Source organism: Nonomuraea sp. NPDC046570, assembly GCF_040645915.1.
In the GTDB taxonomy this organism is placed as follows: domain Bacteria; phylum Actinomycetota; class Actinomycetes; order Streptosporangiales; family Streptosporangiaceae; genus Nonomuraea.
The window spans coordinates 130,928-145,004 of record NZ_JBEYZF010000012.1 but is presented as its reverse complement, the minus strand read 5'-3'; the positions used below and the strand labels follow the sequence as shown (position 1 = coordinate 145,004).

Sequence of the window (14,077 nt, the reverse complement as noted above, 5' to 3'; positions counted from 1 at the left end):
CAGACCGATGTCAGCCCGGTCAGACGTTGAAGTACTTCGCCTCGGGGTGGTGGGTGATCAGGGCGGAGGTGGCCTGCTCGGGGTGGAGCTGGAACTCCTCCGACAGTGTGACGCCGATCCGCTCGGGGGCGAGCAGCTCGAAGAGCTGCACCTGGTCCTCGAGGTTGGGGCAGGCGGGGTAGCCGAAGGAGTAGCGGCAGCCCTGGATGTTCACCTTGAGCATGTCGTCGAGGGACTCCTCGCCGCCGATGCCGAGCTCGGAGCGGACCCTGGCGTGCCAGTACTCGGCCAGCGCCTCGGTGAGCTGGACCGACAGGCCGTGCAGCTCCAGGTAGTCGCGGTAGGCGTCCTTGGCGAACAGCTCGGCCGTCGCCTCGGAGATCTTGCCGCCCATGGTGGCGATCTGGAAGCCGACCACGTCGACCTCGCCGGAGTCCTTGCCGCGGAAGAAGTCCGACAGGCACAGGTGGCGGTCGCGGCGCTGGCGCGGGAAGGTGAAGCGAGTGCGCTCGTCGCCGGCCTCGTCGAGGATGATCAGGTTGTCGCCGTCGGCCACGCACGGGAAGTAGCCGTAGACGACGGCCGCCTCCAGCAGCCCTTCGGTCTGCATGCGCTCCAGCCACATGCGCAGCCGCGGCCGCCCCTCGGTCTCGACGAGCTCCTCGTAGGAGGGGCCGTCGCCGCCGCGGGCGGCCTTGAGCCCCCACTGCCCCATGAAGGTGGCCCGCTCGTCGAGGAAGGAGGCGTACTCGGCCAGCGAGATGCCCTTGACGATGCGGTCGCCGAGGAAGGGCGCCTTCGGCAGCGGGTTGTCGGCGGCCACGTCGGAGCGGGCGGGCAGTTCCTCGACGGGGGTGCGCTGCAGGACGGCGCCCGTCTTGACCCGGCGCTCGCGCAGCGGCGGGAGCGTGGCCCCGGCGACGCCGCGCTTGACCGCCATGAAGGAGTCCATCAGGCGCAGGCCCTCGAAGGCGTCGCGGGCGTAGCGGACCTCGCCGGTGAACAGCTCGGCCAGGTCCTGCTCGACGTAGGCGCGGGTGAGCGCGGCGCCGCCCAGCAGGACGGGGAACCTCTGGGAGATGCCCCGGGAGTTCATCTCCTCCAGGTTCTCCTTCATGATGACCGTCGACTTCACCAGCAGCCCGGACATGCCGATGACGTCGGCCCTGTTCTCCTCGGCCGCTTCGAGGATCGCCGAGACGGGCTGCTTGATGCCCAGGTTGACGACCTCGTAGCCGTTGTTGGACAGGATGATGTCGACGAGGTTCTTGCCGATGTCGTGCACGTCGCCCTTGACGGTGGCGAGCACGATGCGGCCCTTGTTCTCGCCCTCGACCCGGTCCATGTGCGGTTCGAGGTAGGCGACGGCGGTCTTCATGACCTCGGCGGACTGCAGCACGAACGGCAGCTGCATCTGGCCGGAGCCGAACAGCTCGCCCACCGTCTTCATGCCGTCGAGCAGCACGTCGTTGATGATCTCGAGGGCGGGGCGCTGGGCGAGGCCCTCCTCCAGGTCCGCCTCCAGGCCCTTCTTCTCGCCGTCGATGATGCGGTGCTTGAGCCGCTCCCACAGCGGCATCGCGGCGAGCTCCTCGGCCTTGCTCGCCCGCAGCGCGGCCACGTCGACGCCCTCGAACAGGTCGATGAAGCGCTGCAGCGGGTCGTAGCCCTCGCGGCGGCGGTCGTAGACCATGTCGAGGGCGACCTGGCGCTGCTCGTCGGGGATGCGCGACATGGGCAGGATCTTGGAGGCGTGCACGATGGCCGAGTCGAGGCCGGCGTTGACGCACTCGTTGAGGAAGACGGAGTTGAGCACGATGCGGGCGGCGGGGCTGATGCCGAAGGAGATGTTCGACAGGCCGAGCGTGGTCTGCACGGCAGGGTAGCGGCGCTTGAGCTCGCGGATGCCCTCGATGGTCTCCAGGCCGTCGCGGCGGCTCTCCTCCATGCCGGTGGCGATGGTGAAGGTGAGGCAGTCGACGATGACGTCCTCGACGCGCATGCCCCAGTTGGCGGTGAGCTCGTCGATGGTCTCGCCGGCGATGCGGACCTTCTCGGCGGCGGTGCGGGCCTGGCCGTTCTCGTCGATGCACATGACGACGACCGCGGCGCCGTGCTCGCGCACCGCCGTCATGGTCTTGTGGAAGCGCGAGTCGGGGCCGCGGCCGTCCTCGAAGTTGACCGAGTTGACCACCGCGCGCCCGCCGAGCATCTCCAGGCCGGCCCTGAGCACCTCGGACTCGGTCGAGTCGAGCATGATCGGCAGGGTGGAGGCGGTGGCGAGGCGGAAGGCCAGCTCCTTCATGTCGGCCACGCCGTCGCGGCCGACGTAGTCGACGCACAGGTCGAGCATGTGGGCGCCGTCCCGGGCCTGGTCGCGGGCGGTCTCGACGCAGTCGTCCCAGCGGCCTTCGAGCATCGCCTCGCGGAAGGCCCTGGAGCCGTTGGTGTTGCAGCGCTCGCCGATGGCCAGGTAGGAGGTGTCCTGGCGGAAGGGGACGGTCTGGTAGAGGGAGGCGGCGCCCGGCTCGGGGTGCGGGCGGCGGGCGGCGGGCTCCTTGCCGCGCACCCGCTCGACGACCTGGGCGAGGTGCTCGGGGGTGGTGCCGCAGCAGCCGCCGACCAGGGCCAGGCCGTAGTCGCGGGTGAAGTTCTCGTGCGCGTCGGACAGCTCGCCGGGGCTGAGCGGGTAGTAGGCGCCGTCGGAGGTCAGCACGGGCAGGCCCGCGTTGGGCATGCAGGACAGCTTGAGGCGGCTGTGGCGGGCGAGGTAGCGCAGGTGCTCGCTCATCTCGGCCGGGCCGGTGGCGCAGTTGAGCCCGATGACGTCGACGCCGAGCGGCTCGATGGCGGTGAGGGCGGCGCCGATCTCGGAGCCGAGCAGCATGGCGCCGTTGGTCTCGATGGTGACCTGGGCGATGATCGGCACGTCGCGGCCCGCGTCCTCGATGGCCCGCTTGGCGCCGATGACGGCGGCCTTGACCTGGAGCAGGTCCTGGCTGGTCTCGATGATCAGCGCGTCGGCGCCACCGGCGATCAGCCCGGCGGCGTTGTCGCGGAAGGCGTCGCGCAGGGTGGCGAACGACAGGTGGCCGAGGGTCGGCAGTTTGGTGCCCGGCCCCATCGAGCCGAGCACGAAACGGGGGTGCTCCGGGGTGGACCAGTGGTCGGCCCGCTCGCGGGCGATCCTGGCGCCCGCCTCGGAGTACTCGAACACGCGGGCGCCGATGTCGTACTCGCCGAGAGCGGAGAGGTTGGCCCCGAAGGTGTTGGTCTCCACGCAGTCGACGCCCACCGCGAAGTAGGCGTCGTGCACGCCGCGCACGATGTCGGGGCGGGTGACGTTGAGCACCTCGTTGCAGCCCTCGTGACCCTCGAAGTCGTCGAGGGTGGGGTCGTAGGACTGCAGCATCGTTCCCATGGCCCCGTCGGCGACCATCACGCGCTGGGACAGGACCTCACGGAACGATGGGGAGTTGTTCATGCCGCCAATCTTATCGGGCTCGGCGGGACCGCCATTCTGCCGGGCGGGCGAGGTTGATCGCCGATACTCAGTAACGCGAGCCCCCCCTCTACACATAGGCTTAGCGGCAGGACAGTGAGAGGAGGCGGCGCGTGATCGAGCTCGAAGGGCTCCCTGAGCTCGTCGATCCGGTGCTCATCGCCGCGTTCGAAGGGTGGAACGACGCCGGCGAGGCGTCCAGCGGCGTGATCTCCCATCTCGAGAGCGCGTGGAAGGCCGAGCCTCTGGTCGCCATGGACCCGGAGGACTACTACGACTTCCAGGTCACGCGACCTGTCGTGGAGATGGGCGACGGGCTGACCCGCTCGATCGTCTGGCCGACGACGAGACTGTCCGTGGCGCGTCCGCCCGGCACCGAGCGCGACGTGGTGCTGCTGCGCGGCATCGAGCCGAACATGCGCTGGCGCTCGTTCTGCGACGAGATCGTCGGCGTCTGCCACGAGTTGGGCATCGAGCTGGCGCTGATGCTCGGCGCGCTGCTCAACGACTCTCCGCACACGCGCCCGGTGCCGATCGTGGGCGCCGCGACCGACGACGGCCTCGCCCGCTCCATCAACCTGGAGCTGACCCGGTACGAGGGCCCGACGGGCATCGTGGGCGTCCTGCAGGACGCGTTCGGCACGGCGGGCCTGAAGGCGGTCTCGCTGTGGGCGTCGGTGCCGCACTACGTCGCCCAGGCGCCCAACCCGAAGGCCACGCTGGCGCTGCTGCGCCGGATCGAGGACGTGCTCGACATCCCGATGCCGCTAGGCGACCTGGTCGAGGAGGCGCGCGCCTGGGAGACCGGCGTGGACGAGCTGGCCTCGCAGGACAGCGAGGTGGCCGAGTACGTCAAGGAGCTCGAGGAGCGCAAGGACGCGGCCGAGCTTCCCGAGGCGTCCGGCGACGCGATCGCGGCGGAGTTCGAGCGCTATCTGCGCCGCCGTGACGGCGAAACTGACAGCTAAAATTCAGGTTTCTCCGATACCCACATTTAACTGGGTTTTCGAGTAATAATCGGTGCCTCGCGCGTTTCACCTGTATCGCACCAGGTTGGAACGCCAACCGGCAACGATTGAATAACCATGAGAAACACGGCTGTGTAACTTCCGCGAATTCCACCCCTGCCACGTTGAACCTACCCCTGTGACTGCGCACGTAAGGGCAACCATGGCGACATTCCCGCTGGATAAGCACGTGGACCCGTACCAGAGAAGCCAGGAGACCCGGCGACGCGTTCTGGAGATGGCGTTGTCGATGCGAGAGGACCGCACCGGGGGGCCGGTCGACCACTTTCTCGCACTCCTCCAGGACCGGCTTCCGCTCTGGCTGCGGATCCTGCACGATCTGCCGCACCTCATCGGAAAGGGGCGCGTCAGCGACAACCTGGTACCGATCGCGCGGGCGGGCATCGACTACTACGGGGAGATCCAGTCGGCGGCGCTGCCCGCCTTCTCCTCCGCGTCGGTCACCGTCCGCTTCCGCGACGCGGCACGCGCCAAGGGCCTCGGCCCCATGTCGGAGATAATCCCGCTGTCGGAGTATCTGCGGGCCGAGCAGGCCCTCGGCCGGGTGGCGGCGTCCGTGGACGCCGTGGCCAGCGCCAGGCTGCTGCTGGCCGGGTGTTTCCGGCACGCCTACAACGAGATGTTCGCCGGGGAGGACGACGGCCCGTCCCGGGCGGCGAGCGCCGAGGAGATCGTCCGCGCGCTGCGTCTCGAACCGGTGGCGTCGGATCTCTGAGCCTCGTCGAACCGGGCCCAGATCAGCGCGGCCACCTCCCCGGCCGCGCCGATCGGCTCGCTGACCGTCCCCGCGCCGCTGCCTGCGAGCAGCCGGTGAAAGTGCCCGGGAGCCAGCGGATAGGAGGCGACCACGATTCGCGGCCCCTCCCGGGCGGTGCGGGCGGTGGCGCCAGCGACGCGGGCGAGCAGCGGGTGCGGGCCGAGCGGCCTGGCGAGGACCGTGCCGGAGGGCCGCCGCGACACCCGTGCGGGCGTCGGTCCCAGGCGTCACAGGAAGGTGGTGCGGTCGCAGGCCAGGCGGTAGCCGCGTTTGACGACCGTCTCCACGATGCCGGCCGGGCCGAGGGTGCGGCGCAGGCGGGTGACGGCCATCTCGACCGCGTGTTCGGCCGAGTCCCGGGTCGTTCCTCCGGGCAGCACGGTGCGCAGCTCCGAACGGGGCACGACATGGCCGGGTTTGTCGGCCAGGCGTTTCAGGATCGCCATCGGCGCCGGCGGCAGGGGTTTCAGCGCCCCGTCGACCGCCACCGCGTGGCCGCGGATCTCCAGGTCGTGGCCGCCGGCGACCAGGCGGGTGACCCGGCGTTCGGGCAGGTGCCTGGCCAGCATGCGGGCCAGTGCCCCGAGGCGGGAGCGTTCGGGCTGGACGGTCGGCACGCCGCGGGCCATCAGCGGTTGCGCGGTGACGGGGCCGACGCACGCGGCCACGACGGAGTCGCCGAAGGCGGCGAGCAGGGCGTCCTCCTGGCCGTCGGCGCGGGCGGAGTTCAGCATCGCGAGTACGGCGGGCGCGCTGGTGAAGGCGACGGCGTCGACGGCGCCCGAGACGGCCTGGCTGACCAGCCGCCGCAGCGGCGAACTGTCGCGGTAGGGCAGCCATCGGTAAACGGGCACCTCGATCACCTCGGCGCCCGCCGCGCGCAACTCGGCCACGAACCCGTCCAGCGGCCCGCCGTGCAGCTGTACGGCGACGCGCCGCCCGCGCAGATCCTGGGCGAGAAGGTGCCGCTTGACCTCCTCGCACGACTCCGTGGCCGGCGTCCAGTGGTCGTTGAGACCGGCCGCGCGCACGGCACCCCTGGCTTTGGGTCCGCGGGTGAGCAGGCGGGCTCTGGTGAGGTGCTCGGCCAGCTCGTCAGACAGGCCCCAGCCTTCGGCGGCGGCCATCCAGCCGCGAAAGCCGTCCCCGGTGGTGACGACCACGTCGTCGAGGGGCCCGGCGAGGCTCCGGCGGGTGGCGGCCAGCAGGCCGGTGTCCTCGGCGAGCGGCACGAGCCTGATCGCGGGCGCGCTGACCACCCGGGCTCCGCGCCGCTCCAGCAGCGCGCGGAACTCCTCGTGCCGCCTGGTCGCGGTGACCCCGATGGTGAATCCGGCCAGCGCGTCCACCGACGTCTCCAGTGCCCAGGGCCCTTCCTCGGCGGTGCCGGCAACCGTCATGTGTATCGCCTTTCCTCGTCAGGGGACCCGGTGACGGGTCCCACCTCCACCCACCCGTCGCGCACCCGGACCCGGTAGGCCGGGAGCGTCACCGCCTGATCGTCCAGGCAGAACCCGGTGACCAGGGAGAACACCTGCTTGTGCAGGGGTGAGGCGATCGTCGGCTGTAGGTGATGCCGGAGTAGTCGGCGGGCCCGCCCTCGTCGTCGGCGGGCGACGTGCGCCGAGCGCGGCGCGGAGACCACCGGGTTGGAGCCGAACACCAGCAGCGCGGCGGGCCCCTCGTCGATGCCGAGCGCGTCGAGCAGTTCGTACGCCGACCGTCCCGGCCCCGGCAGGTCGTCGGGGTCGACGCCCCAGACCCCGGCCACGTGGGCGCCGACGGCCGGGTCGTCGATCCTGCGGTACCCGGGGAGCTGGTCGGCCTTCTGCCCGTGCTCGCGGCCGCCCTGCCCGTGGCACCCCCGTCACCCGCTCCACCCGCTCGGGCCACCAGGCGGACACCGAGGTGCGCACCGCCTCGAACCCGCTCGTGCGGGCGGCCACGTACTCCTCGTCGACCAGCCCCTCGGCGACCACCAGGTGCAGCAGCCCCAACGCGAGCGCCAGATCGGTGCCGGGCGCGGGCCGCGCGTCGTCACAGGCGCGCGATCGGGAAGTGAGGTCATGCGATCGATCCTGCTTCTGGGTGATTTCACCGCTGGGTCCCACCTGTTACCTCTGTGCTACGAGCGGCCAACCGCGTCAGACGCGGGCGTGGGCCAGGCCCGGCAGCCGGGCCAGGCCGACGGTGCGGACGTAGCACGGCAGCGCGACCAGCCAGAAGAGCTGGTCGGTGCTGAAGTCGTAGGCCCCATCTGGGCGGCCACCACGCTCCACAGCATCCAGACGGTGAAGCCGAGATGCTCGGCCAGGATGGAGAAGGCCAGGTTCCGCCTGGCCACCGGCCTGCCTGCGCGCTGCCAGAAGGCGGGGTCGTCGGGACGCCAGTCGCGCCATGGTTCCTCCTACGTCGGTTGTGCGCCCGACGGTAGGGAGAGGCTGTTACGCACCATGACGATGTGTGACGGTGCACCGGTTACATCCCTTGCACCGCAGTAACGCGGCGGGCATCTGATTCACCCGGGAAACACGGAGTTAACGACGGTTGAGGGCCTGCCAGGGCGGGAATCCTCGGGATGTCGGCACATCGTTTCGGGGAGTTGCGTGTGGCCCAGTTCATCCGTGCGTTCGGAGATCCCCTGTTGCGCACGGTAGCCGAGCCTGTGACCGTCTTCGATCGGGAGCTACGCGATCTGGTCAAGTCCCTCACCCTCACCATGCGCGCGGGCGCGGGCCGCGCGGGTCTGGCCGCCCCGCAGATCGGGATACCGCGGCGGGTCGTCGTCTACGACTACGACGGCAAGGCCGGCCATCTGATCAACCCGCGTCTGGAGTTGTCGCCGCGCAGGATCACCGCCGACGAGGCGTGCCTGTCGGCACCCGGCCACTGGTGGCCACTGGAACGTTCCTACATGGTCACCGCCCGTGGCCGGAACATGCAGGGCAAGCCCGTGACGGTCCGCGCGCTGGGCGTGCTGGCCAGAGTGCTGCAGCACGAGGTCGACCATCTCGACGGCGTGCTGTTCGTCGACCATCTGCCCGAGGACGAGCGCGAGCGGTTCCTCGCCTCGCTGGAGGAGCAGGTCGTCAGCGGGAGCTAGTCAGCAGTTCCCCGCGCTCGGCGGGGTCGGTACCACCCCAGACGCCGTGCGCCTGGCGGGTGCGCAGCGCGTAGTCCAGGCAAGCGCCGCGCACCGGACATCGCCGGCAGACGGCCTTGGCCAGGTTTGCCTGGGCATGGCCGGGCCCTTCCGGCGAGATGGGGAAGAACAGCTCGGGATCCTCGTCCAGGCAGGCTGCCCTGCCGGTACGGCCGAGAAAGAACGTCGTCGTCATGGCGATCCAATGACCTGAGGAAGCGGTGAATGTGCACCGCTTACCCCCTCACCCGCGAGTCATGCGCCGTTCGCGGCAAAATCGCAGCTCGGCGCCCCGCTCCGTTTGAGAGCCGTTCGTCCAGGTAGCCAATGTCCTTGGCAGTGGAGGGAGCTGGTTCCATGAAGGTCGATCTGATCTCCGAACACGCGGATCCCCGGGCGGCGCTCGGCGGTGCCGACGCGGGCGGGCAGAACGTGCACGTCGCCGAGCTGGCCACCGCGCTCGCGGCACGCGGGCACGACGTCGTCGTCTACACCCGCCGCACCTCGCCCGCGCAGCCGCGCCGGGCGTTTCTCGCCCCCGGCGCGAGCGTCGAGTACGTCCGGGCGGGACCGGCCGCGCCGTTGCCCAAGGACACGCTGCTGCCGTACATGGCGGCCTTCGCCGAGGAGCTGGCGCGCTGCTGGTCGGCCAGGCCGCCCGACCTGGTGCACGCGCACTTCTGGATGAGCGGGCAGGCCGCGCTCGCGGCGGCGGGCGGGGATCTCCCGGTGCTGCAGACCTTCCATGCGCTCGGCACGGTGAAGCGCCGCTGGCAGGGCAGCGCCGACACCAGCCCGGCCTGCCGGGTGGCGGCCGAGCGGGAGATCGGCGAGCGGGTGGACGCGGTGGTGGCCACCTGCTCCGACGAGGTGCGCGAGCTGCGCGCGATGGGCGTGCCCGCCGAGCGGGTGGCAGTCGTGCCGTGCGGGGTCGACCTGGGGCTGTTCAGGCCGCGCCCGGCCGTCCGGCGCGGTCCCGGCACGCGGGTGCTGAGCATCGGCAGGCTGGTGCCGCGCAAGGGCGTCGACACGCTGGTCCGGGCGTTGCGCGAGGTCCCCGGCGCGGAGCTGGTGATCGCCGGCGGCGGCGCCGAGGACGACGAGGCGCACCGGCTGCGGGACCTGGCCGCGGCGTACGGCCTGGCCGGGCGGGTCCGCGTGATCGGCAGCGTGCCGCGCGGGCGGGTGCCCGAGCTGATGCGCTCGGCCGACGTGCTGGTCAGCGTGCCCTGGTACGAACCGTTCGGCATCGTGCCGCTGGAGGCGATGGCGTGCGGCGTCCCGGTGATCGCCTCCGGGGTGGGCGGGCACCTCGACACGGTGGCGGGCTGCGGCGTGCTGGTGCCGCCGCGCCGCCCGCAGGCGCTGGCCAGGGCGCTGCGCGAGGTGCTGGCCCATCCCGCCAGGCGCAGGTCGATGGGCCAGTCGGGCGCCGTCCGGGCCCGGCAGGGGTACGGCTGGCCGCGCGTCGCCGAGCTGACCGAGGCCGTGTACCTGAGCGTGCTCCGCGAACGCTCAGGCGTGGAGTCGCTTGAGCTGTTCGGCGGCGGGCCCCTGCAGGATCGATCCGTCCGGCACGGCGGCGAGCAGCCGCCCGCCGCCGGGTGACGGCGCGGCCCCGACCGAGGGCGCGCCGCCTACCGCCTACCGCCTGCCCGTCGCCGTGGCGTTGGGACGGGCGGCCGGTGTCACAGGGCGACGCCGAGCAGGGCGTCGGCCAGGTCCCGCACCAGCGCGGGGGCGGCCGGGTCGGAGCCGCCGTCGCGCAGCGCCCGGGCGGCCCACGCGTCCACGGCGGCCAGCGCGCCAGGCGCGTCGAGGTCGTCGGCCATCCGCTCGCGCACCTCGGCCAGCAGCCCCTCCGCGTCCGGGCCGGCGCCGAGCGCCACCGCCGAGCGCCACGTCTCCAGGCGCGCCTCGGCCGCCTGGAGCTGGTCCGCGGTGTACGCCCAGTCGGTGCGGTAGTGGTGGGCCAGCAGGATGAGCCGGATGGCCATCGGGTCGTGCCCGGCGCGCAGCTTGGAGACGAACACCAGGTTGCCCTTGGACTTCGACATCTTCTCGCCGTCGAGCGCGACCATGCCGGCGTGGGTGTAGAACTTGGCGAACGGCCACTCGCCGGTGGCCGCGTGGCCTTCGGAGGCGCCGCACTCGTGGTGCGGGAAGATCAGGTCGGTGCCGCCGCCCGCCACGTCGAAGCCGCCGCCCAGGTGGTCCAGGGCGATGGCCGTACACTCCACGTGCCAGCCGGGGCGCCCCGGGCCGAGCGGCGAGGGCCAGGAGGGCTCGCCCGGACGCTCGGCGCGCCACAGCAGCCAGTCGAGCGGGTCGCGCTTGCCGGGCCGCTCGGGGTCGCCGCCGCGCTCGCCGAACAGCGGCAGCATCTCCTCGCGGGAGAAACCGGAGACCTCGCCGAACTTGGGGGCGTCGGCGACGCTGAAGTAGACGTCGTCCTCGACGGTGTACGTGACGCCCTTGGCCGCGAGCCTCGACACCAGCGCCGCCACCTGGTCGACCACCTCGGTGACGCCGACGTAGTCGCGCGGCGGCAGGATGCGCAGCGCCTCCATGTCGGTGCGGAACAGCTCGATCTCGCGCTCGGCCAGCGCGCGCCAGCCCTGGCCGGTCTGCTCGGCCCGCTCCAGCAGCGGGTCGTCGACGTCGGTGGCGTTCTGCGTGTAGTGCACCTGGTGGCCGCCGTCCAGCCACACCCGCGACACCAGGTCGAAGGCCAGGTAGGTGTTGGCGTGGCCGAGGTGGGTGGCGTCATAGGGGGTGATTCCGCAGACGTACATGCGTGCGGTGGGCCCGGGGTCGGTGAGCCTCACCTGCCTGGCCGCGGTGTCGTACAACCGCAGGGGGACGCTGCTTCCGGGCAGGCTGGGCACATTCTGGGCAGACCACGATCGCATGCTTTGACCTTATCCGTGCGGGGAAACACCTCGATCAACGCGGGAGGTGCTCACGGAATTCCAGCCGGTGAGATCGCTGAAGTCGTAGCCGACGCCGTCCTCGCCCAGAGTGAGCAGGGTGGCCGAGAGGGTGGCGTAGACCCGGCCGTCGGGCAGCTCGTGCCTGATGACCAGCGCGTCGAGGTCGTCGGTGGGGTCGGCGGCCATCGGGGCGCGCCAGTCGATGGCGGCGTCGAACAGCGGGCGCAGCGCGGCCACCTTGGGGCTGGCCTCGTCCAGGCCGCTGTTGACGATCACGCTGGTGCCGTCGGGCAGCCGCGCGCTGGTGACCGCCTCGCCGTCCCAGGACCACAGCCAGGCCCCGGCGGGGCTGGCCAGGACCAGGTGGAAGGGGTCGTAGCGGGTCAGGTCCACGTCGGGCAGGCCGTCGGCGTCCAGGGCGAGCAGCGGCAGGTCGCCGCGGCTGGTCCTGGTGCTCTCGTCGGCGGGCCGTCCCCACCCGTTCAGCAGCGCGGCGGCGCGGCGGGTGACGGGGTCGACGGCCAGCCAGGTGCCGCCGGCTTCGAGGTCGCGACCGCCGATCACGCCCGGATGGTCCGGCCAGTACTCGCCGGGCCCCTGCCACGGCCGATCGGCGAACTCGTCGCGTACGCCGAGCAGGGTCAGGGGGTCCCCGGTCTTCACGATCACCGTGCACATGGGCCCAGGCTACGACAGGCCCCTAGATGGGCGGCCAGGGGATGGCGGGCCAGTCTTCGGAGGGGTAGGGGTGGACGCCGGTGTCGAGGAGGCGGCGCACCCGCATCCAGGTGGCCTCGACCTCGGCCAGGGTGAGCAGTTCGCGCAGGCGGCGGCCGAGGGAGCCCGACTCCAGGTCGCGTTCCAGCGCGGCCAGCACGCCGACCGCCTCGCGCTGCAGCGGCCTGCCGCGCCACTGCCACAGCACGGTGCGCAGCTTGTCCTCGGCGGAGAAGCAGACGCCGTGGTCCACGCCGTACACGTTGCCGTCGGGCATGGGCAGCAGGTGGCCGCCCTTGCGGTCGGCGTTGTTGACGACGGCGTCGTAGACCGCCATCCGGCGCAGGCCGGGGTGGCGGCTGCGCACCAGGTCCATCAGGTCGACGCTCTGGTCGGCGTCGATCCAGAGCTGGCACATGCCGGGCCCGAACGGCCCGTCGCGGTAGACGGTGGGCGGGACGATCTGCCAGCCGGTCGCCTTGGAGACCTCGAAGGCGGCCACCTCGCGCGCGGCCAGCGTGCCGTCGGGGAAGTCCCACAGCGGGCGCTCGCCGCGCACCGGCTTGTAGACGCAGGCCGCGCTCTGCCCGCCCAGCGTGACCGAGCAGTAGAGCGTCATGTTGGTCGCCTCGACCAGGCGGCCGGCGACCTCCAGCCGCCCCTCCCTGAGCAGCCGCAGCGCACCGTCGGAGTCCTGTCGTGCGGGGTGGAAGGGGCGGAACGCCGGCTCGCTCTCGGGCGCGCTCACGTGGCCTCCTCACCTCCGCGATAGCCGTTCAGACGGACGCAGATGTGCCCCTCGGGGTCGAGGGGCTGGCCGCACAGCGGGCAGGGCGGGCGGCCGGCGGCGACGAGGCGCAGCGCCCGCTGGGTGAACGCGCGGGCCATGCCCGCGCTGATGCGGACCCTGAGCATCGCCGGTTCGGGCGCGCCGAGGTCCTCCTCGTCGGTGATCTCCTGAGCCTCGATGACGACCTGGGCGGTGTCCTGGTCCCAGGCCAGTGCCATCGTGCCGACCCTGAACTCCTCGGTGACGGGCTGGTCGAGGGGGGCGTTGTCGGTGAGGTCGGCGGGCGCCATGGCGGGCACCTGGGCGGTGCCGCCGCTGCGGCGCAGCACGTCGTCGAGCAGCTCGTCGAGCTTGCCCGCGAGGGCGGCGACCTGAAGTTTCTCCAGCGCGACCGTGGTCAGTCTGCCCTCGGCCCGGGCCTGCAGATAGAAGACTCGTGCCCCCGGCTGCCCCATGGCACCGGCCACGAACCTCTCTGGTGGGTCGTAGTCGAAGACCGGCATAGCCCGACCTTACGTGGTCCCGGGTCCACCGCCGACGGCGGCATCGCTCCCGGTGGAGTTTTCTCCCCCGTCTTTCTCCTCCGAACCCTCCGCGAACCGCAATTCCCCCACATCGTTAAGCCTGAGAACAAAGGGACGCAACGGGGTATAACGAATCACGGTCAGGGACGCCGGATCGGCCGTTATCCGCTGAAACTGATCGAGGTGAAGCCCGAGAGCGTCGGCGACGACAGCCTTGATCACGTCACCGTGCGTACACGCCAGGTAGACAGCTTTCTCCCCTAGGCGATCATTCCACGCCCGTACGGCGGCGACCGCCCGGTGCTGCACGTCCGCCAGCGCCTCGCCGCCGGGGAAGACCGCCGCGCTGGGGTGCGACTGCACCACCCGCCACAGCGGCTCCTCGGCCAGTTCCTTGAGCGGGCGGCCGGTCCACTCGCCGTAGCCGCACTCGCCGAAGCGCTCGTCGGTCTCCACCGGCAGCCCCCTGCCGTCGGCGACCGCCTGGGCGGTCTCCTGGCAGCGGTCGAGCGGGCTGGACACGACGGCGTCGAGGCGCACCTGGGCGATCCGCTCGGCCAGCGCCTTGGCCTGGGCCCGCCCGGCCTCGCTGAGATGGACGCCGGGGGTCCACCCGGCGAGGACGGGACCGGTCAGGTCCGTCAGCCCGTGCCGGGCCAGGAGAAGAGTCGCCACCCCTACAGC

Annotated in this window: 14 protein-coding genes and 1 pseudogene; 4 read left to right on the top strand and 11 right to left on the bottom strand. The window is 71.7% G+C overall.

Features of this window, described 5'->3' with window-relative positions:
- Window positions 1-19: 19 nt before the first annotated feature.
- Entirely contained in the window at window positions 20-3,484 is a 3,465-nt protein-coding gene (metH, locus tag ABZ911_RS21030; RefSeq protein WP_358058015.1) for a methionine synthase, read from the bottom strand.
- Window positions 3,485-3,615: 131 nt separating this feature from the next.
- Here metH and ABZ911_RS21025 point away from each other — a divergent pair, with 131 nt between their 5' ends.
- Together ABZ911_RS21025 and ABZ911_RS21020 are read left to right on the top strand one after the other, a co-directional pair.
- The gene (locus tag ABZ911_RS21025) at window positions 3,616-4,470 is read left to right on the top strand and encodes a PAC2 family protein (RefSeq protein WP_358058012.1); all 855 of its coding nucleotides are present in this window, start codon (window positions 3,616-3,618) and stop codon (window positions 4,468-4,470) included.
- 289 nt (window positions 4,471-4,759) lie between these two features.
- Complete coding sequence (locus tag ABZ911_RS21020; RefSeq protein ID WP_358058009.1) at window positions 4,760-5,245, top strand: hypothetical protein; 486 nt, start codon at window positions 4,760-4,762, stop codon at window positions 5,243-5,245.
- Between the two features lie 269 nt (window positions 5,246-5,514).
- Here the strand turns inward: ABZ911_RS21020 and ABZ911_RS21015 are convergent, their stop codons facing one another.
- The 4 genes and pseudogenes from ABZ911_RS21015 to ABZ911_RS21000 all read right to left on the bottom strand — a co-directional run bounded on the left by ABZ911_RS21015 (window position 5,515) and on the right by ABZ911_RS21000 (window position 7,566).
- Window positions 5,515-6,687, bottom strand: coding sequence for a uroporphyrinogen-III synthase (locus ABZ911_RS21015; RefSeq protein WP_358058006.1), 1,173 nt, complete (start codon window positions 6,685-6,687; stop codon window positions 5,515-5,517).
- A complete protein-coding gene (locus tag ABZ911_RS21010) occupies window positions 6,684-6,845 on the bottom strand; it encodes a nitrite reductase (NAD(P)H) small subunit (RefSeq protein WP_358058345.1) in 162 nt (53 codons plus the stop codon). Before ABZ911_RS21010 ends, ABZ911_RS21015 begins: the two co-directional genes overlap by 4 nt.
- Before the next feature lie 57 nt (window positions 6,846-6,902).
- Window positions 6,903-7,314: pseudogene (locus ABZ911_RS21005) on the bottom strand (nitrite reductase); the annotation flags it as partial.
- Window positions 7,315-7,431: 117 nt separating this feature from the next.
- Window positions 7,432-7,566, bottom strand: a complete 135-nt coding sequence (locus tag ABZ911_RS21000) for a hypothetical protein (protein ID WP_358058003.1) — start codon at window positions 7,564-7,566, stop codon at window positions 7,432-7,434.
- Window positions 7,567-7,865: 299 nt separating this feature from the next.
- Here ABZ911_RS21000 and def point away from each other — a divergent pair, with 299 nt between their 5' ends.
- Window positions 7,866-8,390 (top strand): peptide deformylase, encoded by a 525-nt coding sequence (gene def, locus ABZ911_RS20995; RefSeq protein WP_358058000.1) that lies wholly within the window; start codon window positions 7,866-7,868, stop codon window positions 8,388-8,390.
- Here def and ABZ911_RS20990 read toward each other — a convergent pair.
- On the bottom strand, window positions 8,377-8,625 hold the full coding sequence (locus ABZ911_RS20990) for a WhiB family transcriptional regulator (protein WP_358057997.1): 249 nt from the start codon (window positions 8,623-8,625) through the stop codon (window positions 8,377-8,379). The two genes, def and ABZ911_RS20990, sit on opposite strands and share 14 nt — an antisense overlap.
- A gap of 161 nt (window positions 8,626-8,786) precedes the next feature.
- Here ABZ911_RS20990 and ABZ911_RS20985 point away from each other — a divergent pair, with 161 nt between their 5' ends.
- A complete protein-coding gene (locus ABZ911_RS20985) occupies window positions 8,787-10,037 on the top strand; it encodes a glycosyltransferase (RefSeq protein ID WP_358057994.1) in 1,251 nt (416 codons plus the stop codon).
- A gap of 80 nt (window positions 10,038-10,117) precedes the next feature.
- On the opposite strand, the gene mshC is transcribed toward ABZ911_RS20985, so the two are convergent.
- The 5 genes from mshC to ABZ911_RS20960 form a co-directional block, all read right to left on the bottom strand.
- Complete coding sequence (gene mshC / locus ABZ911_RS20980; protein ID WP_358057991.1) at window positions 10,118-11,341, bottom strand: cysteine--1-D-myo-inosityl 2-amino-2-deoxy-alpha-D-glucopyranoside ligase; 1,224 nt, start codon at window positions 11,339-11,341, stop codon at window positions 10,118-10,120.
- A gap of 9 nt (window positions 11,342-11,350) precedes the next feature.
- Window positions 11,351-12,040: an NRDE family protein gene (locus ABZ911_RS20975; RefSeq protein WP_358057988.1), complete on the bottom strand. Its 690-nt coding sequence runs from the start codon at window positions 12,038-12,040 to the stop codon at window positions 11,351-11,353.
- A gap of 22 nt (window positions 12,041-12,062) precedes the next feature.
- Window positions 12,063-12,758: an SCO1664 family protein gene (locus ABZ911_RS20970; RefSeq protein ID WP_358058342.1), complete on the bottom strand. Its 696-nt coding sequence runs from the start codon at window positions 12,756-12,758 to the stop codon at window positions 12,063-12,065.
- Window positions 12,759-12,823: 65 nt separating this feature from the next.
- Window positions 12,824-13,372: a DUF3090 domain-containing protein gene (locus ABZ911_RS20965; protein WP_358057985.1), complete on the bottom strand. Its 549-nt coding sequence runs from the start codon at window positions 13,370-13,372 to the stop codon at window positions 12,824-12,826.
- 9 nt (window positions 13,373-13,381) lie between these two features.
- The gene (locus ABZ911_RS20960; protein ID WP_358057982.1) at window positions 13,382-14,068 is read right to left on the bottom strand and encodes a histidine phosphatase family protein; all 687 of its coding nucleotides are present in this window, start codon (window positions 14,066-14,068) and stop codon (window positions 13,382-13,384) included.
- Between the last annotated feature and the right edge of the window lie 9 nt (window positions 14,069-14,077).

Coding starts and splice junctions, on each gene's coding strand:
- ABZ911_RS21020 (WP_358058009.1), top strand. CDS start 4,760: ATGCGAGAGGACCGCACCGGGGGGCCGGTCGACCACTTTCTCGCACTC.
- metH (WP_358058015.1), bottom strand. CDS start 3,484: ATGAACAACTCCCCATCGTTCCGTGAGGTCCTGTCCCAGCGCGTGATG.
- ABZ911_RS20975 (WP_358057988.1), bottom strand. CDS start 12,040: ATGTGCACGGTGATCGTGAAGACCGGGGACCCCCTGACCCTGCTCGGC.
- ABZ911_RS21015 (WP_358058006.1), bottom strand. CDS start 6,687: ATGACGGTTGCCGGCACCGCCGAGGAAGGGCCCTGGGCACTGGAGACG.
- ABZ911_RS20985 (WP_358057994.1), top strand. CDS start 8,787: ATGAAGGTCGATCTGATCTCCGAACACGCGGATCCCCGGGCGGCGCTC.
- mshC (WP_358057991.1), bottom strand. CDS start 11,341: ATGCGATCGTGGTCTGCCCAGAATGTGCCCAGCCTGCCCGGAAGCAGC.
- ABZ911_RS20965 (WP_358057985.1), bottom strand. CDS start 13,372: ATGCCGGTCTTCGACTACGACCCACCAGAGAGGTTCGTGGCCGGTGCC.
- ABZ911_RS20990 (WP_358057997.1), bottom strand. CDS start 8,625: ATGACGACGACGTTCTTTCTCGGCCGTACCGGCAGGGCAGCCTGCCTG.
- def (WP_358058000.1), top strand. CDS start 7,866: ATGTCGGCACATCGTTTCGGGGAGTTGCGTGTGGCCCAGTTCATCCGT.